Annotated in this window: 18 protein-coding genes and 1 riboswitch; of the genes, 14 read left to right on the forward strand and 4 right to left on the reverse strand. The window is 36.8% G+C overall.

Annotated features, from left to right (window positions below):
• The first annotated feature begins 291 nt into the window (after nt 1-291).
• From IGJ66_RS05705 to IGJ66_RS05720, 4 genes are all read left to right on the forward strand, one after another.
• Complete coding sequence (locus tag IGJ66_RS05705) at nt 292-1,173, forward strand: LysR family transcriptional regulator (RefSeq protein WP_430616963.1); 882 nt, start codon at nt 292-294, stop codon at nt 1,171-1,173.
• A gap of 160 nt (nt 1,174-1,333) precedes the next feature.
• Nucleotides 1,334-1,747 (forward strand): cupin domain-containing protein, encoded by a 414-nt coding sequence (locus IGJ66_RS05710; protein WP_086270972.1) that lies wholly within the window; start codon nt 1,334-1,336, stop codon nt 1,745-1,747.
• 15 nt (nt 1,748-1,762) lie between these two features.
• Complete coding sequence (locus IGJ66_RS05715) at nt 1,763-2,077, forward strand: carboxymuconolactone decarboxylase family protein (RefSeq protein WP_430616964.1); 315 nt, start codon at nt 1,763-1,765, stop codon at nt 2,075-2,077.
• 44 nt (nt 2,078-2,121) lie between these two features.
• The gene (locus IGJ66_RS05720) at nt 2,122-2,979 is read left to right on the forward strand and encodes an aldo/keto reductase (RefSeq protein WP_095803599.1); all 858 of its coding nucleotides are present in this window, start codon (nt 2,122-2,124) and stop codon (nt 2,977-2,979) included.
• A 178-nt stretch (nt 2,980-3,157) separates the two neighbouring features.
• Here IGJ66_RS05720 and IGJ66_RS05725 read toward each other — a convergent pair whose 3' ends face one another.
• Nucleotides 3,158-3,745 (reverse strand): DUF4352 domain-containing protein, encoded by a 588-nt coding sequence (locus IGJ66_RS05725; protein ID WP_430616965.1) that lies wholly within the window; start codon nt 3,743-3,745, stop codon nt 3,158-3,160.
• Nucleotides 3,746-4,943: 1,198 nt separating this feature from the next.
• The gene (locus IGJ66_RS05730; RefSeq protein ID WP_430616966.1) at nt 4,944-5,495 is read right to left on the reverse strand and encodes a TetR/AcrR family transcriptional regulator; all 552 of its coding nucleotides are present in this window, start codon (nt 5,493-5,495) and stop codon (nt 4,944-4,946) included.
• Nucleotides 5,496-5,662: 167 nt separating this feature from the next.
• Between IGJ66_RS05730 and IGJ66_RS05735 the strand changes: the two genes are divergently transcribed.
• The 5 genes from IGJ66_RS05735 (at nt 5,663) to IGJ66_RS05755 (ending at nt 13,755) form a co-directional block, all read left to right on the forward strand.
• Nucleotides 5,663-6,364, forward strand: coding sequence for an ABC transporter ATP-binding protein (locus IGJ66_RS05735; RefSeq protein WP_071869338.1), 702 nt, complete (start codon nt 5,663-5,665; stop codon nt 6,362-6,364).
• A gap of 10 nt (nt 6,365-6,374) precedes the next feature.
• On the forward strand, nt 6,375-9,113 hold the full coding sequence (locus IGJ66_RS05740) for an FtsX-like permease family protein (RefSeq protein ID WP_430616967.1): 2,739 nt from the start codon (nt 6,375-6,377) through the stop codon (nt 9,111-9,113).
• A gap of 479 nt (nt 9,114-9,592) precedes the next feature.
• Nucleotides 9,593-9,760: riboswitch (M-box (ykoK) riboswitch) on the forward strand.
• Between the two features lie 114 nt (nt 9,761-9,874).
• On the forward strand, nt 9,875-11,023 hold the full coding sequence (locus tag IGJ66_RS05745) for an FtsW/RodA/SpoVE family cell cycle protein (RefSeq protein WP_430616968.1): 1,149 nt from the start codon (nt 9,875-9,877) through the stop codon (nt 11,021-11,023).
• Nucleotides 10,995-12,173, forward strand: coding sequence for an FtsW/RodA/SpoVE family cell cycle protein (locus tag IGJ66_RS05750; protein WP_430616969.1), 1,179 nt, complete (start codon nt 10,995-10,997; stop codon nt 12,171-12,173). Before IGJ66_RS05745 ends, IGJ66_RS05750 begins: the two co-directional genes overlap by 29 nt.
• Before the next feature lie 16 nt (nt 12,174-12,189).
• Complete coding sequence (locus IGJ66_RS05755) at nt 12,190-13,755, forward strand: phosphatase PAP2/LCP family protein (RefSeq protein WP_430616970.1); 1,566 nt, start codon at nt 12,190-12,192, stop codon at nt 13,753-13,755.
• A gap of 117 nt (nt 13,756-13,872) precedes the next feature.
• On the opposite strand, the gene IGJ66_RS05760 is transcribed toward IGJ66_RS05755, so the two are convergent.
• The gene (locus tag IGJ66_RS05760; RefSeq protein ID WP_430616971.1) at nt 13,873-14,322 is read right to left on the reverse strand and encodes a hypothetical protein; all 450 of its coding nucleotides are present in this window, start codon (nt 14,320-14,322) and stop codon (nt 13,873-13,875) included.
• A 444-nt stretch (nt 14,323-14,766) separates the two neighbouring features.
• Entirely contained in the window at nt 14,767-15,516 is a 750-nt protein-coding gene (locus IGJ66_RS05765) for a MurR/RpiR family transcriptional regulator (RefSeq protein ID WP_067481850.1), read from the reverse strand.
• Between the two features lie 120 nt (nt 15,517-15,636).
• Here IGJ66_RS05765 and IGJ66_RS05770 point away from each other — a divergent pair, with 120 nt between their 5' ends.
• From IGJ66_RS05770 to IGJ66_RS05790, 5 genes are read left to right on the forward strand one after another with little or no spacing between them, the layout of a single operon-like run.
• Complete coding sequence (locus IGJ66_RS05770; RefSeq protein WP_430616972.1) at nt 15,637-17,322, forward strand: sugar phosphorylase; 1,686 nt, start codon at nt 15,637-15,639, stop codon at nt 17,320-17,322.
• The gene (locus IGJ66_RS05775; protein WP_430616973.1) at nt 17,319-18,476 is read left to right on the forward strand and encodes a glycerate kinase family protein; all 1,158 of its coding nucleotides are present in this window, start codon (nt 17,319-17,321) and stop codon (nt 18,474-18,476) included. The genes IGJ66_RS05770 and IGJ66_RS05775 overlap by 4 nt, the downstream gene beginning before the upstream one ends.
• Entirely contained in the window at nt 18,463-20,439 is a 1,977-nt protein-coding gene (locus IGJ66_RS05780) for a fructose-specific PTS transporter subunit EIIC (protein WP_430616974.1), read from the forward strand. Before IGJ66_RS05775 ends, IGJ66_RS05780 begins: the two co-directional genes overlap by 14 nt.
• Nucleotides 20,440-20,454: 15 nt before the next feature.
• Complete coding sequence (locus tag IGJ66_RS05785; RefSeq protein WP_430616976.1) at nt 20,455-23,106, forward strand: glycoside hydrolase family 38 C-terminal domain-containing protein; 2,652 nt, start codon at nt 20,455-20,457, stop codon at nt 23,104-23,106.
• 19 nt (nt 23,107-23,125) lie between these two features.
• Nucleotides 23,126-24,844 (forward strand): class I mannose-6-phosphate isomerase, encoded by a 1,719-nt coding sequence (locus IGJ66_RS05790; RefSeq protein WP_430616978.1) that lies wholly within the window; start codon nt 23,126-23,128, stop codon nt 24,842-24,844.
• Nucleotides 24,845-24,940 lie beyond the last annotated feature (96 nt).

Raw genomic sequence — 24,940 nt, forward strand, 5'->3', positions numbered from 1 at the left:
AGAGCCACAGAGTATTGACGGAGAAATAATTGATAGATGCGGAGTGAAGAAGCAAGATGGATTGTATGCATAAGAAAGATAATAGTTTCTTGTGAAGATTCCCAGTAAAAAAACTACTGTTTTGGAGCCGCCTTTTCAAGCATGTGCTTACTTGCTTACGAAAAGGACAGGCTCTTTTGTTCGTCCTATTCATATTTTTTTAAAGATGATAAATAATACATATGATGAAACAATATTTTTATTTTAAAAATCAGATATAATAAAGATGGAAAAGAAAGGTGCGAGTCTATCATGGAAATCAGATTACTAAAGTACTTTTGGACCGTAGCACAGGAAGGGAATATTTCTAGAGCGGCTAAATTATTGAACATTACGCAACCTACTTTAAGCAGACAAATTCGTGAATTAGAGGAACAGGTGGGAATGCCGCTGTTTCAACGAGAAAAAAACCAGCTCTATCTTTTGCCGGAAGGTGTTTTTCTAAAAGAACGAGCAGAGGAGATTCTTCAGCTAAACGACAAATTAGAGCAAGCTTTTTCCAATAAGAAAAAGAAAGAATTGACAGGAACAATTGTAATTGGCTGTGTCGAGGCGGATAATTCTGATACGGTGGCGATGATGTTAGAAGAAATGGTCAGCGATTATCCCAATGTCCACTTTACTATTGTAACAGGAACAAGTGATGATATTAGCGATCGTTTGGAAAAAGGTCTGGTCGATTTAGCTGTGCTATTAGAACCAATTGCGCTTAAAAATACAAAAGTTTTAAAATTACCACGAGAAGAAAAATGGGGATTTTTAGTTTCAAAGGAGTTAGTCATCTCAAATAATGAAAAAATAAAACCAGAAGATATCGCTGGGTTACCTATTTTGTGTTCTAATCGGATGGAAATTCAAAAATTATTGAGTACTTGGAGTGGCACCGCTCTAGAAAACTTAAACATAGTTGGAAATTTCAATTTGATTTTTAATATTTTTTCACTGGTAGAAAATAAAGTAGCTGCCGCTCTCACAATTGAAGGGGTTGTTTCCAAAAGACGGCTAGAAAATTCAGTATTTATCCCTATGGAACCAGAAGTGAAGACCAACTGTGTGTTAGTGTGGAAAGAACGGATTCAAACACCGGTTATTCAAGAATTTATTTCTCGTTTCAAACATGCTTTTGGGGCATAGAGGTATATGCAATAAGCATTAGACGCAAATAAAAACGAGTTGTACGATGAATTTATCAATCGTACAACTCGTTTTTATTTGGAAGTAGGAATTCGGCAGTTTGAAACCCAAGAATCATTGGCTCATAAAATTGTTGAATGTTTGAATGGAGGAAACAAACATGGTGAAACATGAAGAAGTGAAAAATGGTGTAATCTTTCCAATTGGCGAAAAAAATGATGCTTATGCACAATATTTTATTGGACAAAGTTACTTACAAGGATTAATTTCTGATCCAAAAATTAGCGTAGGTGTAGCCAATGTGACTTTTGAACCGGGCTGTCGGAATCATTGGCATATTCACCATGATGGATTCCAATTATTACTCGTAACTGGAGGAGAGGGTTGGTATCAAGAAGAAGGAAAACCTGCAAAACTTTTAAAAGCTGGTGATGTGATCACGACACATGACGGTGTTAAACATTGGCACGGAGCAACGAAAGATAGCTGGTTTGAGCATCTTGCAATTACTGCCGGCACTCCAGAATGGTTAGAACCAGTGGACAATCAATGGTATGAAAATTTAACTAAATAAAGGAGGAATACTCTGATGAAAAAGCAGACAGCAGGAAGAGAACAACTAGGTGAGTTTGCACCACAATTTGCAGCATTAAATGATGATGTACTTTTTGGAGAAGTGTGGGCAAAAGAAAACGAATTATCTGCCCATGGTCGCAGCATGATTACTTGCTCCGCGCTTTTAGCATTGGGCGCTCCTCAGCTAGAAGCTCATCTCAAAATTGCCAAAGAAAATGGTGTCACAAAAGAAGAAATCACAGCGTTGATTACGCATCTGGCTTTCTATGCTGGTTGGCCTAAAGCGTGGAGCGCCTTTTCAATGGCAAAAGAAATATTTGGCAGTTAAATTTAAAATAATCGTCAAACTAGAAATTTAAAGGAGAAAAAATAATGATTTTACAAGAAAATTATCTGTTAAATAATGGGATGAAGATACCTAAAGTTGGATTTGGCACGTGGATGATTGATGATAAAGTCGTAGCCCAAGTAGTAGGAGATGCCTTGGCATTAGGGTATCGCCATATTGATACGGCTCAGGCTTACGGAAACGAGCGTGGAGTTGGAGAAGCAATTCGAGATTCTGGAATTGATCGTTCAGCTATTTTTTTAACAAGTAAAGTAGCTGCTGAGCATAAAACGTACAATACAGCAGCAAAATCAATCAATGAATCTTTAGCAAAACTAGAATTAGAAACAATTGATCTCATGATTATTCATGCCCCTCAACCATGGGATGAATTTCGAGAAGCAAATTATGATGAAGAAAATATTGAAGTCTGGCATGCATTAGAAGAGGCGGTGAGAGAAGGAAAAATTCGCTCCATTGGATTGTCCAATTTCAACCAGCATGATATCGAAAATATCTTAAAACATGCAACAATAAAACCAGTAGTCAACCAGATTTTAGCACATATCTCAAATACCCCATTTGGCCTCATTGATTTTTGTAAGAAAAACGATATTTTGATTGAAGCTTATTCTCCTGTAGGGCACGGTGAATTAATGAAAAATGTGGAACTAAAAGAGTTAGCTGAAAAGTATCAAGTTTCGGTTCCTCAACTTGCGATTCGTTATTGTTTGGAACTTGGTCTGTTACCTTTGCCAAAATCTGCCAATAAAGAACATATTAAAATGAATGGAGAACTTGATTTTAAGTTGTCAAGTAAAGATCTGGAAAAGTTAAAATCAGTCAAAATGATGGATGACTATGGTGAATCAAGTAATTTTCCGGTTTATAGTAAAAAATAGAGTGTTCATTTTTTGTTGCAATCATATTTTGATGTCTCTAAATTATTGGTTGATACGTTGTTTTCAAATCAGTTTATTTTTTCTAATGAAGTAAGGTTACTTTCAATAGATATCGAAATTGAATGTATGTTCTTTCTAGATAAAAAAAGAAAAGCCCTGAGGCTTTTCTTTTTTTTCATTAAACGGCCGCTTTAAATTTAGCCGCTTTCTCAAATGAAACTAGTGGGCTAAAATGAACCTCAATTTCTCCGTTCTGATTTAAACCAAAGTGAGCAGTACAGTCCATTGATTTTCCAGGAGCAACAGAACCCATAGTGTTATCATTTGGATATGTCGAAGCTTTTTTATTGTCAGGACCGTAAACTTCAACATCCATGCCAACAGGTAAGTCTTCATCACCGTTATTTGTCATTGTATAAGTAATCTTAACTACTTGAGCTGGCTGTGTTTCATCAAATTGATTTCGTTCATCTGTAAGTTCAACTGTATTTAAAGTATATTCAGCATCGCCAACTTTAACGGTATCACCAACGTTGTAGAAATTTTCTGTTTCTTCTTTTGAAGCAGATGTTGAAGAAGATTTCTCGACTTTTTCTCCACCGTTCTTGCTGGCAGCTTTTTTATCATTTCCACCGCCTAATGCACCACCAACGATAAATACAACAATCACTACTAGAATCCAAAACCAAACTCTTTTATAGAATGGCTTTTTCTCTTTCATAACGTATGTTTTACCATCTTCACCTGTAACTTTGTTCTTTGCCATTTTTTCTCCTCCAAAAATATATTACTCCCGTTTAAAGGCAGGCAGCGATAGTCGCCTTTATAATTAAAGAAGTACATACAATTTAACTTTCCCCACAAAGTTTTGAATATAATTCTTAACTACCAAAATTAATTTGAAAAGCTATATACTGATTTTAAAAGACAATAGTAGAGAAAAAATGTAACTTTCCTTATCACTATCATTTTTTTAACTCCCAGAATAGGGCGGTCGAGTCGGAACATCTTTAGTATGTTGTTTTTACTCAGGTAAAAGAGTTTATGTCATATACGATGCTAACCTTTGAATCATGCAATTGTTCAAGTTCAACTAGATTTTTTAGCTGCCCGTTCAAGTGCCTAGTTTATATCTAGCAAGTAATCAGTAGTAACTTCAAAAATATCGGCAATTTTTTGAAGTTTTTCGGTAGTGACTTTTCTTGGAACGCTTTCAATCTTATTTCTAACAAATTTTTTCCTGATTCAGTTTAAGTTCAACTCACTTACTTAAGTCAGATTATGTTATTGATTAAATCATGATTATCCATAAGTAAAAAGCCTACCAAAGTTGTTTTTTCCACAATTATTATACCATCAACGTAAAAGGAAAAATATAAAAATATGATTTTTATACGGATATATCGATTTTTTTTTGAGTTTAATAGATGAAATTGTTGAAAAAGAAAAGTGACAGTCGTATGATATAGTGTTTGACTTAATATTTTAAGAAAAATCCAATGATGTTATTTTCTTAAAATATAAATCCAAAATTATCATTTTATAGATTCTAACGGTTATAGGTTCAAACATTTCCCTGAAGTGTTTGATTAAGAAAAGTATCGGCGAAGGTTTCATATAGATTGTGAAGATTTGAAACAATTTCTTGAACATTTGAGTGATTGATCATTACCTTCGAATAAAAATAAAATTTGGCTATGGTTAATATTAAGTGCCATGAACCGTAGTAACCTAAAAATACTGACAAAGTTGTCCGATTAGTTGATAGGATAACTATTGGATGGCGTTTCAAGTTTCACTAAAGAGCTTCTTGTATCGGCTCCTCAACTGAGTGTTCAAGAGGTCATAGTTGGTTTGAATATTCTCTCATCTTATATACAGGTAAAATAACATTAATCTAAAAAATTCTTTTTGATCTGATAAGTATTTGCTAATGACTTATTAGTAGATCAAAAAGAATTTTTTTATTCTTCCGAAGGTAAAACTTGGGCCAAAACTCGGCTCAGATCATCGGCACTGGTTCCATCATCGTTAATCAACCATTCCTCGACTGTTCCCAGAACACCTCTGACAAAATAAGTGAAATAGTATTCAAGCAATCGTGGATCGTCTTCATGGTATCTAGTGCCAAAACTCTCAATGGCTACCTCGTGGACCTCTTGAAAAATAGCTTTGATTAGATGACTATTCTGATAATTACGGGTCAAAATAGAAGAAAGTGGTTGTGCTTCTTTTAAGATAGTGATTAGTCGACTTAGCCATGATGCCAACTCTTCATCACTGTCAATTTTAATTAAGGGAAGGATTTTTTCGATAAGTTGTGCTTCGATTTGGTGGAAAAGATCTATCGTATCTGTGTAATAATTGTAGAAAGTCCCGCGATTCACATCTGCTCTTTTACAAATATCGGTAACAGTAATTTTTTGGAGTTCTTTTTCGGACAACAATTCCAAAAAAGCTTCTTTAATTATCTTTTTTGTATAAATAGTCCGACGATTATTTTTGATTCCAGCCATGAGCATGCTTCCTTTCATTTTTTCATTTATTGAACAATTCAATAATTTTTGTCTACTCAATGACAACTCCAAGGTCTTTGCATATTGTCATGAGTTCTTGAAACGATTATACTAACAACAAAGTATATAATCAACAGGGTGTTGAAAACATGACGAGGTGAATAAACATGAGCTATATTGAAGTAAAAAATGAGTCTAAACGATATCAAATGGGAGATACAACCATTACAGCTAATAATGACATCAGTTTCTCAGTTGAAGAAGGTGAATTAGCTGTGATTTTAGGTCCTAGTGGTGCTGGTAAATCAACGGTATTAAATATCCTAGGTGGAATGGACACTCCTGATGAAGGTCAGATTATCGTTGATGGGATGGATATCGCCAATTTTAATAACCGACAATTGACAGAGTTTAGGCGAACGGATGTAGGATTCGTCTTTCAGTTTTACAATCTAGTTCCCAACTTGACTGCAAAAGAAAATGTAGAGTTAGCTACTGCTGTATCACCAGACGCCTTAGATGTGGAAGAAACGTTACGTCAAGTTGGCCTTGGTGAACGAATGAAAAATTTTCCAGCTCAGCTTTCCGGTGGGGAACAGCAACGGGTAGCAATTGCCCGTGCGTTGGCAAAAAATCCTAAAATTTTACTCTGCGATGAACCGACAGGAGCGCTTGATTATGAAACGGGAAAACAGGTGTTGACGTTGTTACAAAATGTAGCTAAAAAACAAGGTCGGACGGTACTTTTAATTACTCATAACTCGGCAATCGCACCTATAGCAGATCGAATTATTCGGATCAATGATGCTAAAGTCCGCTCCGTGGAAATTAATAAAAATCCATTGCCTGTGGCTGAGATTGAGTGGTGAGGTTATAAAAATGAAAAATCTCTATATTCGTAGTATCTTTCGAGATATTCGTCAAAGTCTAGGACGTTTTATCGCGATCATTTTGATTATTTTCATGGGTGTCTTATTATTTGTAGGAATCAAGTCTATTGGACCGAATCTTGAAAAAACTGTCCAAGAATTTGTTACTAGCCATAACGTTTCGGATTTGCAAATTCAAGGAACAGCTGGTCTGACAAATGAGGATTTGGCTATTGCCGAAAAAGTTGCGGGTGCCAAGGGAGAACTAGGCTATAGTTTTCCTTATGTGGAAGAACAGCAAGATCGTAATTTACAGATTTATTCTTATGCTAAGGATAAAAAGCAAAATAAACTGACGCTACTGCAGGGAAGCTATCCCCAAAATAATCAGCAGTTGTTGATGGATGAGAGCTTAAAAGAACAATACCCCCTGAACAGTAAGATCACGATCAAAGATAACCAATTAAAAGATGAGACTTTTACAGTCACAGGTTATGTGGCTTCTCCCATATATGTGGATAAAAAAGAACGCGGCGTTACGACTGTGGGAGATGGGATGATCGATGGTTACGTCTATTTACCTGAAACAGCTTTTGCTAGTGAAACCTATTCTATTTTGTATTTGCGTTTCTCTGATTTGAAAGAGACAGACATGATGTCCGATGTTTATAAGAAACAGATGATCGATAACGAGGAAAAATTACAAAAACTTTTTGATGAACGCAAAGAGCCACGAAAAACTGAGTTACAAGATATGGCTAATGAAGAGATTGTCAAAGGAGAGCAAGAGTTACAAGAAAATCAGCAAAAGCTGAGTGATGGGCAAAATGAACTGAACACAGCGAAAGAACAATTGAGCAGTCAACAACAACAGTTGGAACAACAAAAAGCACAACTTGAGATACTTTACGGTCAAACTGTCGCTGATAACCAGTTAGCCTCAGCACAAAGCCAACTGGAACAGGCAGCCACAACACTTGCTGAAAAACAGGATGAGCTTACGGAAAACCAACAAAAATTAACAGAAGCGCAAGCGAAGATTGACGAATCGAAAAAAGATGTCGCAGCCATTAAAACACCCAACTACATTCTGACTCAAAGAAGTTCAAATCCTGGTTTTACAGAATTTACTAGTCTATCTGACCGAATTGATGCGATTGGAAATGTTTTTCCAGTTTTTTTCTTTTTGATTGGCATCTTGATTACATTTACTACTATTACACGTATGGTTGAAGAAGACCGAAAAGAGATTGGTACGTTGAAAGCGTTAGGCTATCGAAATAGTGAAATCTCACAGAAATACTTATTGTACGCCTTAATGACAGGGACTATCGGAACGGTTTTTGGAGTTATTGTGGGAACGAAAGGACTGCCACCTGTTGTTTTCACTATGCTGAAGAAAAATTATGTTTTTGAAAACTACCCGACTGATTTTTGGCCTTGGCCGATTTTAGTGGCAATACTTGCGGCTCTTTTTGCAACCGTTGCTGCCACTATTTATATCTTGATCAAAGATTTACGGGAAAAACCTATGGCGCTTTTGATGCCTAAAGCACCAAAGCCCGGAAAAAGAATTCTTTTAGAATACATTACACCTTTATGGAGCCGATTGAGTTTTAACCAAAAAGTGACGTACAGAAATCTTTTCCGCTATAAAGCTCGAGCAATTTTGACGATTCTTGGGATCGCAGGCTGTATGGGCTTAATGGTTGCTGGATTTGGATTACAAGATTCTATTGGTGGTGTTGTGGATGTTCAGTTCAAGCAACTGAATCACTTTCAAGGAATCGTTACTTTGGAAGACGAAGCAAATGTCCAAAAGGCGAATAAAGTGCTGACTGCTGATGACAAAGTCAAAGAAAGTATGAGTGTTTTTGCTGATCAAGTGAAATTTAAAAAAGAAGGGGTCAGTGATCTAAGTGCGTCGTTGTACGCGTTTAAGAATACGGATCGTGCCAAGGATTATTTCACCTTGAAAAAAGCGAATAAAAAAGAAGCTGTAAAGATTACCGATGATGGCGCAGTTGTCACGGAAGGTATTGCGAAAGCTTACGATGCTAAAATAGGCAGTAATTTGACGATTCAAGATAATGAAGGGAAAAAAATGAAGATAAAGGTTAGTGGAATCGTAGAAAATTACCTTGGTAATACAATCTTTATGGATCAAAATTACTATCAAAAAGTAACTGATAAAGATTTCACTGAAAATACTGTACTCTTCAAAAGTCATGAGATGTCTTCTCAAGAGGAAGAAAAATTAGCAAATCAATTGCAAGACACTAATCAAGTGACAACAACGACTTTTATGAGTACGCAAGCAAGCAAACAAGCTTTTGCTAGTGAGAATTTACGACCAGTTGTCTTGATTTTTATCGTTTTGTCAGGCACGTTAGCTTTTGTTGTTTTGTTTAATCTGACGAACATCAATGTGTCGGAGAGGGAACGAGAGTTGGCAACAATCAAAGTTTTAGGTTTTTTTGACGGAGAAGTTACGATGTATATCATTCGAGAGAACGTTATCTTTACTCTGGTAGGCATTTTATTAGGATGCGGTGTTGGTAAGGTCTTGACCTGGTTCATTATTACGATGGCTAGTGCCGATAATATGGCTTTTCCACTTTTGATTCCGGGAATGGGTTATTTCGTTTCTGGCGCATTGACGGTCATCTTTTCTGCTATCGTGATGTTTATCACCCATAAAAAGTTAAAAGAAATTGATATGATTAGTGCTTTGAAATCGAATGAATAAAAGTAAAAAGTTTTGTAAGTAGCTATTAAGTCACTTACAAAACTTTTTTTGTAACTTAAAGTTGCGTTTAAAAAAGCAAAAATGTGTGAGTGCTGGATTGGTTATGAATGAAGGACATCAGATAAATTAATTTGATACAAAATAAATCTTTTAGGTTTTAAACAGAAGTTAAACTGTTACTTGGAAGAACTTAATCAAGTTGATAACATAAATGCAAAAAAGAATTGCCAGTTTAATTATAGGCTGCTGGACTGACAACAGTAGAAAGATACACTTTGACAGAATCAGAAGTAGCACACCTGTCCGTTCTTTTAAAGTCATTCACTACAAATTCGTCTGTTTATGGTCTCATTTTTGATCAAATATAAATTTTTTCTAAATGATTTCATAAGCAACTCTAAAGAAAATTCGTTTTTTTACGATTTATTTTGATATTCCTTGAAAAAAAAAGTAAGATTTTTATGAAATTAAATAAATATAAGTAAACTTGTTAGGTGAGGCTCCTAAACAAACACAGGCTATTGCGCAGAAACGTCGAAAGACGCCAATGTGTAAAATAGGAATTGTCGGATTAAGGCTTTTCATAAAATAGCTAAGAGAAATTCTTTACGTTGTTTAGTGCTAAAACTCAGACGATGAGATTAATTGTGTGGGACACCAGATTTGTTAGTTTTTTTAGCTAACGTTTGGTGTCTTTTTTTGAGGCTATTTACTGTTTCTCTCCCGTCTTAACCAAGTGCTTAAAAAGGAGAGAGAACATTGTGAGAAAAAGAAAAACGATCGACTGGCTATTATTATTGCCCTATTTGGGAGTGAGTGTAGTCGGGCTCTTACTTGTGTTCAGTGCAAGTTCGTACAGACTGACAGCTGAGGGGCAAAATGCATTATCGCTATTTTATAAACAAGCTATTTTTATGGGGATGAGCTGGTTTGTGATTGCGGGAATCTATCGGCTAAAAAAGAAAATTTTATTAAAAGGATTCCTTGCCAAAAGTCTGCTGGGCTTGGGAATCGTTAGTTTGATTTTGGTTTATGTCATTGGCGTAAATATCAACGGAGCACAGCGATGGGTTTCATTAGCTGGTATTCAATTTCAGCCTTCTGAAATAACGAATGTAGCATTGATTCTTTATTTGGCGTATTTTTTTCGGATTGAACGGACGAAGAAGGAAATGTGGGTACCTTATGTTTTAGTTTTATTTAGTGGACTATTGATTTTATTTCAACCAAAAGTGACAGGAGCAATCATTCTTTGGGGAATCGCACTAGTAATCATTACAACAGCACAATTGCCTTATCAGGTTTCAATTGGCATTTTTCTAGCAACAATTGCAGGAGTTGCAGTGGTAGGTGGAACGATTCTTTTTCTAGGTAATCATGATCTTTTACCAAATTTGTTCATGCATACCTATGACCGTATTCAGTTAGTGAGAGATCCATTTTTAGATCCGTATGGAAAAGGATTTCAGATGAGTAACTCCTATTATGCGTTATATAATGGTGGCTTCTTTGGTCGAGGGTTAGGAAATAGTATTACAAAAAAAGGTTATCTACCAGTGGCAGAAACAGATTTTATTTATTCGATTTTAGTAGAAGAACTGGGAATGATCGTCGGACTAATTGTTTTAGGACTTCTTTTTTTAATCATTCTTCGATTGTTTATGTTAGCAGCAAAAGAAACCAGTCAACAAATTAGTCTGATTTATTTTGGCGTTGGCACTTTGTTGCTCTTACAAACGAGTATCAATATTGCAAGTATCTTAGGGCTGATTCCGATGACTGGAATTCCACTACCGTTTATCAGTTACGGAGGAACAAGTTATTTGTTCTTATCGATTGCTTTAGGAATCTGCCTAAAATTTTCCTCGGAGGTAAGTGTAAATGATCAAGCGTTTGAGCAACGAGTTTAACTATTCTCTGTTTTTGCCGATTTTCATTTTTTATTTGATGAGTATAGGAGTGCAAGCGATAGCTGCTGATTTGGATGGGGTTGATGTCAGGCGTGTTATTCTAAAGCAAACGATTTTTTGTCTTGTCTCGTTTATCCTGCTAGTTGTCACCAGCAGGATTCCTGTATCAACCTTACTAAGATATGCACCGATTTTGTATGTGTTATCACTTGGATTAATGGCTCTCTTATACTGGTTTTATGATCCAGCAATGTATGCTTTAACAAACACAAAACGGTGGTTGCGAATTGGCTCGTTTTCTTTTCAGCCTTCTGAGTTGATGAAACTAAGTTTTATTCTTTTTATGGTACGGCTGACAGTTAGTTATGAAATGGAATGGTCTCAAAAAAATTTAACTAGAGACTTGAAAAGTGATTTGCGTTATTTAATCAAGATTGCTATGTACAGTTTGCCAACCTTTTTGTTGATGTTTATGCAGCGAGATTTTGGAACGAGTTTAGTCTTTATTGCAATCCTAGGTGCGTTGTTTATTATTGCTGGCGTGCATTGGAAAATTTTGACGATTATTACAGGCATCGGTGCAACATTAGGTAGTACATTGTTAGTTCTGGTGTTCAGCGAATGGGGAAACAAGTTACTTTATTCCTTACATTTTAAGACCTATCAATTAGACCGTGTTCGTGCTTGGATTGATCCATTTCAATATAGTGACACGATTGCATATCAGCAAGTTCAAAGTCTTTATGCGATTGGTAGCGGTGGATTATTTGGACGTGGGATTAACGGAATCTCTGTGTATGTGCCAGTTCGAGAATCAGATATGATCTTCACTGTAGTTGGTGAGGGCTTTGGTTTTATGGGCGCGGCATTCGTCGTTTTTCTGTATTTCTATTTGTTTTATCAAATACTTTCTGCGGCTTTGAGAACCAATAATAAAGCGAACCTTTACCTTGCAGTGGCGTTTGTTTTTGGATTGATGTTTCAAATTTTTGAAAACATCGGCGCAGCAATTGGTATTTTACCACTAACTGGGATTCCATTACCCTTTTTAAGCCAAGGCGGCACTTCGTTGATTGTGCTGGGAATTGGGCTGGGCGTCACGATGGGATTCAAGAAAAAAGAGCTTGTTATGAACAAAATAAAAGAATAAAAAGTGAGGATACTTTATGCGAAAGAAATTGTTTTTAAATAGCACTGTTGCATGGATTTTACTAATCATTGTTACAACAGGGGTTATGATGAATGCATCATGGCTTAATCATGTGGATCAAATCTTCATCCAATATCGATTACCAGACAATACTTATGTAACTGTTTTTGTAGGCATGTTAGCGAAAGTGGCAACAATTGTTCCAATGGTACTCATTTTTGGTGCAATAGCGATTTTCTTACTAAAAACGAATCGCAAATCATTAGCAATCTGGTGTTTTGGAAATCTTATATTGGTTAGTGGTATTGGTTATGTCTTAAAACAGTTGATTCAAAGGGCACGCCCAGATCAATTTCAATATCTTGCACGTTCTTCTTATAGTTTTCCGAGTGGTCACTCCGCGTTGATCATGACATTTATTTGTTCCATGATTGTGGTTTATGCTTTCAGTAGTCAAAAGATTCCTCTATCAATCAAGCTGGGTTTCTGTTTCTTATTCGTTATGATTGCTGGTGGTCGCATTTATTTGGGTGTCCATTATTTCAGTGATGTTTTTACTGGATTGTTGCTTGGATACGGTACTACTTTTGGAACAGCCGGACTTTTTTATCCATACTTGCGACAAGAAACATTAACTATTCAACAAACTAAAAAAGGTCATTTTTCAACGTGGCAAAAAATTTTACTAAGTCTTGTTACTGTTCTAGTTATCATTGTTTCTGGTTTGAGTGTCTTTGCTTTGCGCTTTTATCACAGTAGTCAAAAGATGGCAGACTCAATGTATTCGCCCGTTGAACGAAAAGGAAATACAAAGGCACCAGAAGCTTCAGAACCAATGAGTATTTTGCTGTTGGGAATTGCGAATGATTCGAAAAGAAAAACCGACTACAGGGCAAATACAATTATGGTGGCAACCTTGAATAATCAGACAAAGAAGACAACTTTAGTCAGTATTCCACGAGATTCGTTTGTGGAAATCGTTGGAGCAGATTACGAGGATAAAATCAATCATGCACATTCAATTGGCGGACCAGAAATGATTATGAATACGGTTGAAAAGTTTTTAGACATTCCAATTCATCACTATGTGTCGGTCAATATGGACGGGTTGCAGACACTGGTAGACGCAGTGGGTGGAGTCACTGTGGATAATGATTTTGCTTTTTCGGCTGAAGGAATTGATTTTCCAAAAGGAAAGCAACATTTGGATGGCTGGGAAGCCTTACAATATTCGCGAATGCGTTATGAAGATCCTACAGGTGATTATGGGCGTCAAGGTAGACAACGAGAAGTAATGGAATTGTTGATCGACAAAATGTTATCAACGAAAAGCGTTTTTAGTTATCAAAAAATTATGGACGGCATTGGAGAGAATGGGAAGACGGATCTGACCTTCGATCAAATGCAAAAAATCTTAACAGGTTATTATTCTTGCTTAACAACTATTGAAAGTGAACAAGTCCAAGGTGAGGGCTTTACGGGAGATGGGATCACTGGAAATGATGGAATATCTTATCAAAGAATACCAGAAGAAGAAGTCCAAAGAGTAAAAGATTTATTGCATAAACAATTGAACATGTAAGGAAGAAATTTTAGCGGAGGTCAGTTGGGAAACGATTAAGAGCCAAACTGAATAGCTCAGGCAAATAAAAAAACTATCAATTGATTTTTGATAGTTTTTTTGTTGCTTAGAATCTTTTTATTGGTTCGACTCATGATCTGTTTCCTTAATTGAATATAATTGAGTGGATCTGGAATTAATTAGGGTAAATAATTCATTCCAATTATCCGCAGTAGGAATGATTTCAAATAAAATACTGGTTTCTACATCTAATTCGTCTGTCAAGTATTCTTTATAATTTGTCACAACAATATCGACTTGATTTTTCTTAAAGTATTCCAAAATACTAATATCATATCTGTTTGGAAAGAAAAGTTGATGATATTTACCAAGATATTTTGTTGCATTTGCTTGGACATTCTCACAAATATAACGATTTCCTTCGAGAAAAAAAGCGATTCTTTTTTGATAATGTGAATGAACGAGTAACATAGAATCAATGAAAAGTGTAAAAGCAGCACAGACATCTCCTGCTTGTCGTGTAGTTAACTGGAGATCCCTTCCAATGGTTTCCTCAATAAACTGCAAATTTTGTAGATATTTTGATGCGAATTTTTCTTTAGAATTCAGTAACCAAGCAAGATACTATTCGCGGAACACTATATCGTACTGTTAAACATCAAATTGAAGACCACTCACTTTGGTTGAATGTCAACTTTGTAGGCGATATTAAGTGGGCTTATGAGGTTGAAGATACACTAATCTAGCACGAAATCTTCGTTAATCAACAAAATGTCCATGGTAACGAAGCATCGTGACAAATAATTAGGAAAAAAGATAGGTGCTTCCTATCTTTTTTTGTGGAAAATTTTAATCAGTCAGGAGATAACTTTAAAGGCAATTCGTAGCGAATTGGAAACAAGCAACAAAGTGAATAGATGAATCTTATTTTGTAAAAAGCATAAAGTCCCACCCATAATGTGGATGGGACTTTATTGATTAATGAAAGGAATCTAGACTAATTCTCAATGATTAAAAATAAAGCCCCAAATAAGTTTCAATCAATAAATCAGCTTGAAGCATTAGTGCAGACCGAGAAGTAATGTCATAGTTTTCATAAATATTTGTTGGCATGGAAGAGCTTAGTGTAACATCAGTTAACTTAGCTAGCGTACTATTACCATTATTCGTAATAGAAAATAGATCAACTCGTTCAACGTAGTTCATCTTTTTTACGGCTTGAATAATTGTTTTTGTTTCACCGCTCATCGATAAAAAGAGAACAATATCATCTTTTTTGGTAAACGTTGGCATCAACTCAATCAGATGTGATTCATAGGTATAAAGTGTGGACTTATTTAGCTGTAAAAATCGCTTGGCGACGTACTCTGCAATCGGCTTTGTTATGCCAACGCCGGCAACATAGAGTGTGGAAGCGCCGTGGATTTTTTGCGCAATGTACGTTAATTTGTCTAAATCGGTACCGGTTATCACCGCATCTAGATAAGAGCGGTATCGTTCAGCCAGATCCTTTTGCGGAACAATTTGTGTGTCGCTGACAATTCTTTCTACTAAGTATTTAAAATTGGAAAAGCCATCTAACCCAAGCTTTTTGGTCATTCGAATAATCGTGGTATTTGATGTGTTTAATTTCTCAGCAATTTCAGATAAAGTAAGTTTTTTTACTAGATTAGGATGTTCGTCCAAATAATAAAAAACATATTTCTCAGTTTCAGATAGATTTCCAATATCAGTTACAAAATAATTTTCAATAGCACCCATCTTGTATCTCCCCCTTGGCGTATAATTATACGCTTTCTGAACTTTTTTTAATACGGTTTTGTGATATAACTGTGTTTGTAATAAATGAAAGGGCTTTTAATTATTTGTTGAGGTGGATTTATGATAACAGAAAAAATAGCAGCACATCTAGAAAAAATATACACAAGTAAGCAAGATCTCGATCAAGCGAATCAACTTTTTACTGATTTATTAGAAAAATACGCTACGAAAGAATTTACTGAAAATCCAGCAATCGATCAATCAAATGCATACCTAATCACTTATGGTGATAGTTTTCAAAATGGCAATGAAAAAGGACTAAAAGTGTTAAGGGAGGTAGTCCAGACATATCTGGATGACAGTATCACAGATGTTCATTTGCTACCTATGTTTCCATTTACCTCAGATGATGGTTTTTCTGTGACGGATTATTTAACAATCAATCCAGCGCTGGGTGATTGGGATGACATCAAAAAGTTAGCGCAGAAGAAACGTTTGATGTATGACTTTGTTGCTAACCATATGTCAGCTAAGAGTGAATGGTTCAAAAAGTTTTTAAACAATGACATAGGTTTTGAACAAAGTTTTGTTGAGTATCAAGAAGAGTTTGATACCACAAATGTTACTAGACCAAGAACTTCTCCGTTGTTCCATGAGTATTCAACTGATAAAGGAGAAAAGAAGAAGGTTTGGACCACATTTAGTGATGATCAAGTGGATGTCAATCCAAAAGATCCAATCATGTTAGCACGTTTGTCCGAAGTCTTACTTGAATATACGTTTCGTGGTGCGTCGTCCATTCGTTTAGATGCCATTGGTTTCTTATGGAAAGATTCGGGAACGACTTGTATGCATTTACCCAAAACACATGAAATCGTAAAAATGTGGCGAACACTCTTGAATCACTTTTCACCAAATACACAAATTATTACTGAAACAAATGTCCCTCACAAAGAGAACATTTCGTATCTAGGTGATGGTCATAATGAAGCGAATCAAGTGTATCAGTTTCCATTGCCGCCGTTAGTTCTGTTTTCGTTTATTCAAGAGAATACACAAAAGTTAGCTGAGTGGGCGAGCACAATCCATGCTCTTTCAGATGAAGCAACGTTCTTTAATTTTTTGGCTTCACATGATGGGATTGGGATGCGACCAGTGGAAGGAATCCTAGATGATACCGAGCGAGAAACAATTGTTGAACGAGTGTTGAACAATCAAGGGAAAGTTTCGTATAAGAGTAATCCTGATGGGTCACAAACAGTTTATGAATTGAATATCAATTATGGCGATGCGTTACGTTCGTCAGAAGATACAGATCAACTCGCAGCCAAAAAGTTGATTGCCGCACACAATATTTTGCTTTCCTTTGTAGGCGTCCCCGCAATTTATTATCATTCCATCTTTGGTTCGCGTGGGGATTTACAAGGTGTTGAGGAATCAGGTATTAATCGGCGAATCAATCGACAAAAAATTGAGACAAAACAATTAGCTACGGAATTAGACATAGATTCTTATCGCAAAACAGTTTATGAAGGAATCACGAGACTGCTGAAAGAGCGTCAGAATTATGAAGCATTTTCTCCGTATGGGGAACAGGAAGTACTACATTTAGATGAGCAAGTGTTTGCACTCAAACGAACGGCTAAAGATGGCTCTGAAATTATTTCTTTGACCAATGTAACTGGTACTGAAAAAATAGTCGAAGGCCTAAATGGAATCAATGTTCTAACTCAGACAGAAGTGGATAACAATTTTAGATTAGCACCATACGGCATTGCTTGGATCAAAGTTGGTGAACAACAATGAAGGTTCTCATAGCTATTGATAGCTTCAAAGGAAGTGCTAGCTCAATTGAACTGAATCGTGCTGTTGCTGAAAAATTGAATCAACTTGATTTTGTGGAAAGTACAACAGAAATTGCGATTGCAGATGGTGGCGAAGGTACATTAGCAAGTGTTCAGCATTCTTTAAACGGGGAAATTTTAGAAATACCAACGATTGATCTAATGGGAAAACCAATCAATGCCAAAGTGCTTAGTTTTAGAGCAGAGGGAAAACGGCAGGCACTAATTGAGTCTGCTGATACGATGGGTTTGGACTTGATTAAACCAAGTGCTGAAACAGTCAAAGCTGCTTCGTCAAAAGGGCTCGGGTTACTGATTAAAGAAATAGAGCAACGTGGTTTTCAAAAAGTGATTATCACATTGGGCGGATCGGGCGTTACTGATGGTGGCTTGGGATTGCTGAAAGAATTTGGTGCGACATTTCTTGACAGGCAACAAAACGATTTAGAAGAGGGAAACTTATTACTGGATGCCAGCGAAATTGAAATTTCAACAATCAGATTCCCCAACATACCAATTATTGTGGCAAATGATGTAACCAATCCTTATTTTGGTAATCAGGGGGCATTTCAAGTGTTTTCTCAACAAAAGGGCGCAACAGCCGAACAGATACGGCAATTAGATGCAAATGCAGAAAAATTGAGTCAAACGATTCTCAAAGAATTAAACATTGATTTAGCAACTTTGCAAGGTGCAGGAGCTGCCGGCGGCTTGGGAGGAGCACTGGCTATTCTTGGAGCAAAAATGGACGCAGGATTTAAATTGGTTACGGAGTTGATTGACTTTGAAGGCAGGCTGAAAACAGCAGATGTGGTGGTGACCGGCGAGGGAAGTATCGATCAACAGAGTTTGTTTGGTAAAGTACCTTTTGCTATCGCAGAACTAGCTAAGAAGTATCAGAAACCAGTGATTGCTATTTGTGGAAAAAAAAGTATAACTAATAATGAATCTTCGCCATTTTCTGGAATTTTTTCGATTCAAACAAAGCCAATTTCTTTACCGGATGCGATGGAGAAAGCAACAACCTTGAAAAATGCTGCTGAATTGGTATCTGAAATTTTTATTACTGCTTTTCAACTATCAAAAAATGGAGGAATAGGACATGAATTTAAGTAGTATTACAAATGAATCATTGATTTTTATTCATCAAAGTTGGCAAACACAAGCGGAAGTCTTCGATCACTTGATTGATGCTTTTGTTCGTAATGACATCGTTACTGATAAGGAAGCTTTTTTAGCAGCTGTCCGTGAAAGAGAGGCTATTTCTGAAACTGGAATGGAGAATGGTTTTGCTATTCCACATGGTAAATCAACAACTGTTTCAAAAGCAGCCGTAGCCATTGCTACTTTGGACAAAGCGATGCCGGCAGGAGCTTGGCCGTCAATTGACCCATCAAATCAAGTTGAGCTGATTTTCTTGCTAGCCATTCCAGACGCTGAAAAAGGACAAACTCACTTGAAAATTTTATCTGAGCTAAGCGTGAAATTAATGGATCCTGTCTTAGTAGACCAACTAAAAAAAGCAAGGACAAAAACAGAAATACTGCAATTATTATCGAATCAAAACAGCGAAATGGAGGAAGTAGTCCCAATGACAGCGAAAAACATCTTAGCTGTAACTGCGTGTGCGACCGGCATTGCCCATACTTATATGGCAGCTGAAGCATTACAAAAAGCGGCTAAAGAAAAAGGAATCACGATCCATGTAGAGAAACAAGGTGCTAATGGCATCGAAGACGGAATTACACCAGAGATGATTCAAGCTGCAGATGGCATAATTTTCGCAACGGATATTGCACCAAAAGGTAAGGAACGTTTTAAGGGGCTCCCCTATATTCAAACAAAAGTTGCAGAACCATTGAAACACGGATCTGCAATGATTGATCGATTGATTACGACACCCGACGGTAGAGTCAAAACAGCCGACGATCTGTCTAGTAGTGATGCTAGTTATGGACCAAAAAAAGCTTCCGTAATGAGTACATTGATGCAAGCAGTTATGACTGGTATTTCATACATGATTCCAATCTTAGTTGCGGCAGGTGTAATGATTGGGATTTCGCAAATTGGTGCTAGTTTCTTCGGATTGAGTAAAGAAATCGGTAACGCCGAAATGGCTACAAATGCAAATCAACTCATTGTCTTACTTCACTATATTGGGCTTACGGGAAACATGACGATGCGTTTTATGTATCCAATTTTCACAGCATTTATGGCGTATTCAATTGCTGATCGCCCAGCACTAGCTTCTGGTTTTATTGGTGGTGCATTTGCCGCAGGGTTACATCAAACTTTATGGGGTGTAGAAGGTGGCATTCCTTCTGGCTTCTTTGGCGCATTGATCTTAGGAGCAGTTTCCGGCTATGTTTGCAAATTCTTGAATGAACATGTGAAATTACACAAGAATTTACAAGCGATGAAACCAATGTTGATTATTCCTGGTCTATCCATTTTGGCAGTCTTCTTTGTCAATTATCTCTTGGTCGACCCAGTATTTGGTGGATTGAATGGTTGGCTACAGCAGATGGTTATGCAATATCAAGATTCTGGTAAAGTAGTGCTTTCAACAATCATTGCTTGCTTAACAGCGTTTGACTTAGGCGGGCCAGTGAATAAAGCAGCCGGTGCAGTTGCAATCGGAATGGCAGCTGATCAAATTTTCCCATTGACACCAAGAGTATTAGCGATCGTAATTCCACCAATCGGTATTGGTTTAGCAACTATTTTAGATAAATATATCGTTGGTCGTCGTGTATTTGATGATAATTTACGCGTAACAGGCCGAACATCATTGGTTCTTGGTTTTCTAGCAATTGGTGAAGGCGCAATTCCGTTTGCTTTGCAAAATCCATTGATCACGATTCCTATCAATATGATTGGCGCATCGATTGGGGCAGTTTTAGCTGTTGTTTTAGGAGCAGTTCAGTGGTATCCGCTTCCTGCAGTTTGGGGTTGGCCACTGGTTGAGAACTTTTGGGCATATGCTGTCGGTTTGATTGCCGGCGTTTTATTCATCGCCTTAGGAAATATCTTTATTCGATTTTATTTGATTAAGAAAAAAGAAGCGAAAAAAGCTTAAAAGTAGGGGAAACTAATGACAAAAACAGTATTCGTAGTGGCACATTCACATTGGGATCATGAGTGGTATTTCACACAAGAAGATTCCGATATTATTTTAGTAGAAAATCTTGATTATTTAATTGACACATTAGAAAATGATCCGGCATTCACTTGTTACTCTTTTGATGGGCAATTTTCTATTGTTGAAAAATATTTGAAAATTCGTCCAGAAAATAAAGAGCGTTTGTTAGCTCTTGTCGAAAAGAAGCGCCTTTTCATTGGGCCTTGGTACACTCAGGCAGATGCATTGCTTGGGATGACTGAGTCCGTTATTCGTAATTTATTGTATGGAGTGAAATATGCAGAAAGCTTTGGCCATTCCATGAATATCGGTTATGCACCAGATATTTTTGGGCAACATGCTTATTTACCATCAATTTACTCTCGTTTTGGCATGGATTATTCCATTTTTCAACGAGGTGTTTATAACGAACAGGTTGCAAAGAACTTGAACTTTTTGTGGGAAGCTCCTAACAAAGAGACAATTAAAACAAATAATATTTTTTATGGTTACGGTCCGGGAAAATTTTTAACAACAGAAGAGAACTATGTCAATCAACGTTTATTACCTATTCTGGATGAGCTAGCAAGGAAAAATCAGGATACCAATGCTATTTTGCTGCCGGCTGGTGGTGACCAAGTCATTATCAATCAAGCGTTTCCTGAGACAGTGAAACAATTAAATGAATTAGATTCAGCATATGAATTCCTACTTAGTGATTATGAAACCTTTATGGCAGCTGCTTGGGATGAAAATAATTTCCCTGACACGATTTCTGGGGAATTGCTCGCTTGTCAAAAATCACGTATTCATAATACATGTCGTTCCGAGCGTTATGATATTAAACGTTTGAATTTTGAAGTTGAGGAACTGCTGATCCATGAACTAGAACCATTATGTTTGATTGGTCAACAGCACGGAATCAAGTTCCCGCAAAATTGGTTGGATCAAATTTGGAAAAAAATCTTTGATAGTCAAGCCCACAACGGCATTGGTGCATCAAATTCGGATGATGCGAACCATGATATCGTTGTTCGCTTAACCAGTGCTTTACGTCAAGTAAAAGACTTGATCAATTTAGTCAAGCGTCAACTGGTAGGAGCTATCAGTAGCCAATTAGGAACAGAAGATGTCGTAACGTTATTTAACACAGATATCAAAACACAAACTTTTACACGTGAATTAGTCCTGTTTAGTTCAAAACCGTCTTTTGGTATCAGAACGGTGACGGGTGAAGCAATTGAATATGTAGTCAAAGAACAAATCAGTCTCGATGGAGGTAAAAGAATCATTGTGACGTCAAAAGGGGAGAAAGAAGAAGAGGTCCCTCCGTATTATCGCTCAACTATTTTGTTGAAAGACGTTTCAGTTCCTGCGATGGGATACACTACTCTCCTAATGGAGGACCAATCAGGAGTAACAATCGGTACAACGGAAAAATCAGCTACAACTTCCATTGAAAACGAGTCGTTCAAATTTAATTTTGCTGACCGCCTAGTGATTGAAAATTTACAAACGGGAGAAAGAATAGAAGACCCATTCCATTTTGATGATACTGCGGATGCAGGAGATTCTTTTGATTACTCACCGTTAAAAAGTGGTGATGAAGCAATCATCATTAGTGACTATGAGAGAGGTATTGTAACTAAGAATGACTTGTGTCAATCTGTGGAGTTAACACATACAGTGAAATTGCCAGCAAAATTAACTGGTGAAAAACGGTCAACTGAAAAAGTAGAGTTTGTTATCCAAACGAAAGTCTCGCTTTACACAGGTGAAAACTTTATCCGAATCACTCACCAAATGAATAATCAAGTATTAGATCATCGTGTCCGTGTTAACTGGAAAACAGGTGTTACAGATTTAGCAAAACACCATGCAGATCAAGGGTATTCAGCGTTAGAACGTTTGAGTACTAATCCATATCAAGAAAATTGGCGTGAATTAGGATTTGTTGAAAAGCCAATGCCAATCTATCCATTAGAAAGTTTTGTTGCACTATCTGATGAAAAGGCACATTTTACTTTCCACACAGGAATGATAAAAGAATATCAAGTGGAACCTGAAAAAGAACGATTGTCAGTAACTTTATTCCGTAGCAATGGGTTGTTAGGTCGAGATGATCTTGCATGGCGTCCGGGACGTGCTTCTGGAATTAATAATATGGTGGTTGAAACACCAGATGGACAGATGCTGACGGAAATGTCATTTGACTATTTCGTAAGTTTTGGGGAAGGACGCTTTGATCCAACTGAAGCCTATGAAATTTCGAAAAAATTATTTACAACGCAAGATTTTTATCAAGTACAAAGCTTGAATTCTTATTTGAATCGGGTAGATCGTTTTAATATTCCACCGCTAACTAACGTTGTTCCTAGCGAAGATTCATTGCTGAAATTAGAAAATAAACAGTTGTTTATGAGTACTGCTAAAAAAGAGTGGGCAGGGGATGGGATGATTATTCGCTTGTTCAATCCAAATGAGACAGACGAAGCCATCAAATTAATGAACTTGGATCGATTTGACTCAGTTAAGGTTGTCGATTTAGCAGAAAATGTGTTGAATGATTTTGTTCAAGGACAAACTTTAGGAGCAAAAGATTTTCTAACACTTTGTCTAAAATAAGTAAGGGAGTTAAGGAATCATGACCTACGATTTAAGACCAACAATCAAGGTACAAGAACATGCTGCAGCAGCGGTCGGAATCACTGAGATTGTTGCAAGTTTAAAAGAACAGATAACTAAAAAAAACGCACAGATCATTTGTTTCGAGACATACCCGGGAATAGATCAGCAACTTTTAAATCAACTGGTGGCTGAACTTGTACCAGAGAAGGTGATTCACAGTGAAATATGTACTCGACAAAAAAAAGAAATCAATTGTGAGTTGGCAAAAGAGTTGACAGAAGATCGTGTCTTCGGGTTGATGACCCATGCAGAAATGAACGATTATTTTGATTGTTCCGCAATTACTGAAGTACAACAGGAAATCAAAGCAACAAATGGATTAGTTATTGTATGGGGGGTAGGGGCTGCTTTGGTAGCTTCTTCACCTGACATAACTGTTTATTTCGACATCACACGTTGGGAAATCCAAAAACGATTCAGAAAAGGGTTGAACAACTGGTTGGCGGAGCCTGAAACAGATGCGCTCAAGAAATTCAAACGAGGCTATTTTTTTGAATGGCGAATTGCGGACAAACTAAAAAGTCAGTTGCGTTCACAAACGGATTTTTATATTGATGGTACAAAAAATGAAAAGTGGACAATGATTGATCGTGCGACGTACGAAACAATTCAAAAAAAAGCTGTACAGCGACCATTTCGCTTAGTGCCCTACTTTGATCAAAGTCCATGGGGTGGGCAATGGATGAAAGAAAAATTTGAGCTTCCAGATGAAATCCCAAATTATGGCTGGGCATTTGATGGAGTGCCAGAAGAAAACAGTTTAATTTTTGAATTAGAAAATGCGCACTATGAAATGCCGGCAATCAATCTCGTACGAAATTACCCAAGCCAACTGTTGGGTGAACGCGTATATGCTTTATTTGGCACAGAATTTCCAATCCGCTTTGACTACCTTGATACAATGGGCGGCGGAAATTTAAGCCTGCAGGTTCATCCTAAGGTGGAATACATTCAAGAAAAGTTTGGGATGGTTTATACACAAAACGAAAGCTATTATATTTTAGATGCGAAGGAAGATGCTTCAATCTATCTTGGGATAAAAAATAATACTGACATAGACGAGCTGTTTAACGAACTAGAAAAGGCCAGTAAAGATAGCAACTATAGATTTGATGATACCAAGTATATTAATCATTTTCCTGTTCAAAAACATGACCATTTTTCGATTCCTGCAGGAACAATCCATTGTGGTGGCACAAACGCGGTTGTACTTGAAATCAGTGCTACTCCATATATCTTCACGTTTAAACTTTGGGATTGGGGTCGTTTGGGGTTAGACGGTAAACCTCGACCAATTCATTTAGAACATGGACGAAAAAATGTCGATCGTCGATTTGATGAGGATTATGTTCGAGCGAATCTTTTTTCACCAAATGAGATTCTTTCAAGTAACGAGCAAGCTCTTGTTGAGAAAACTGGGCTATGTGACTTAGAATTTATTGAGACTCGACGACATACGTTTACAGGTGAAATAAAGCTAGAAGCACATGATTCGGTAAATATGCTTTGTTTGGTTGAAGGGGAGTCCATTGAGTTATTCAGTGATGATGGTGAATTCGTTCCAATCACTATTCATTACGGTGAAACCTTTATTATTCCAGATAATTGCCAGAACGTATCCTTTAAGAATAACGGGAAAGATCCTTCAGTAGTAATTCAAGCTTTTATCAAATAAGAGAAGAGCCTATTGCAAATGCGGTAGGCTCTTCTCTTATTTACTCTGGACAAAAAAATAGTATCGGATGGAAACTATTTAGGTTTGGCATAAAAT

Source organism: Enterococcus sp. DIV0176 (assembly GCF_050528535.1).
Classification (GTDB): Bacteria; Bacillota; Bacilli; order Lactobacillales; family Enterococcaceae; genus Enterococcus_B; species Enterococcus_B thailandicus.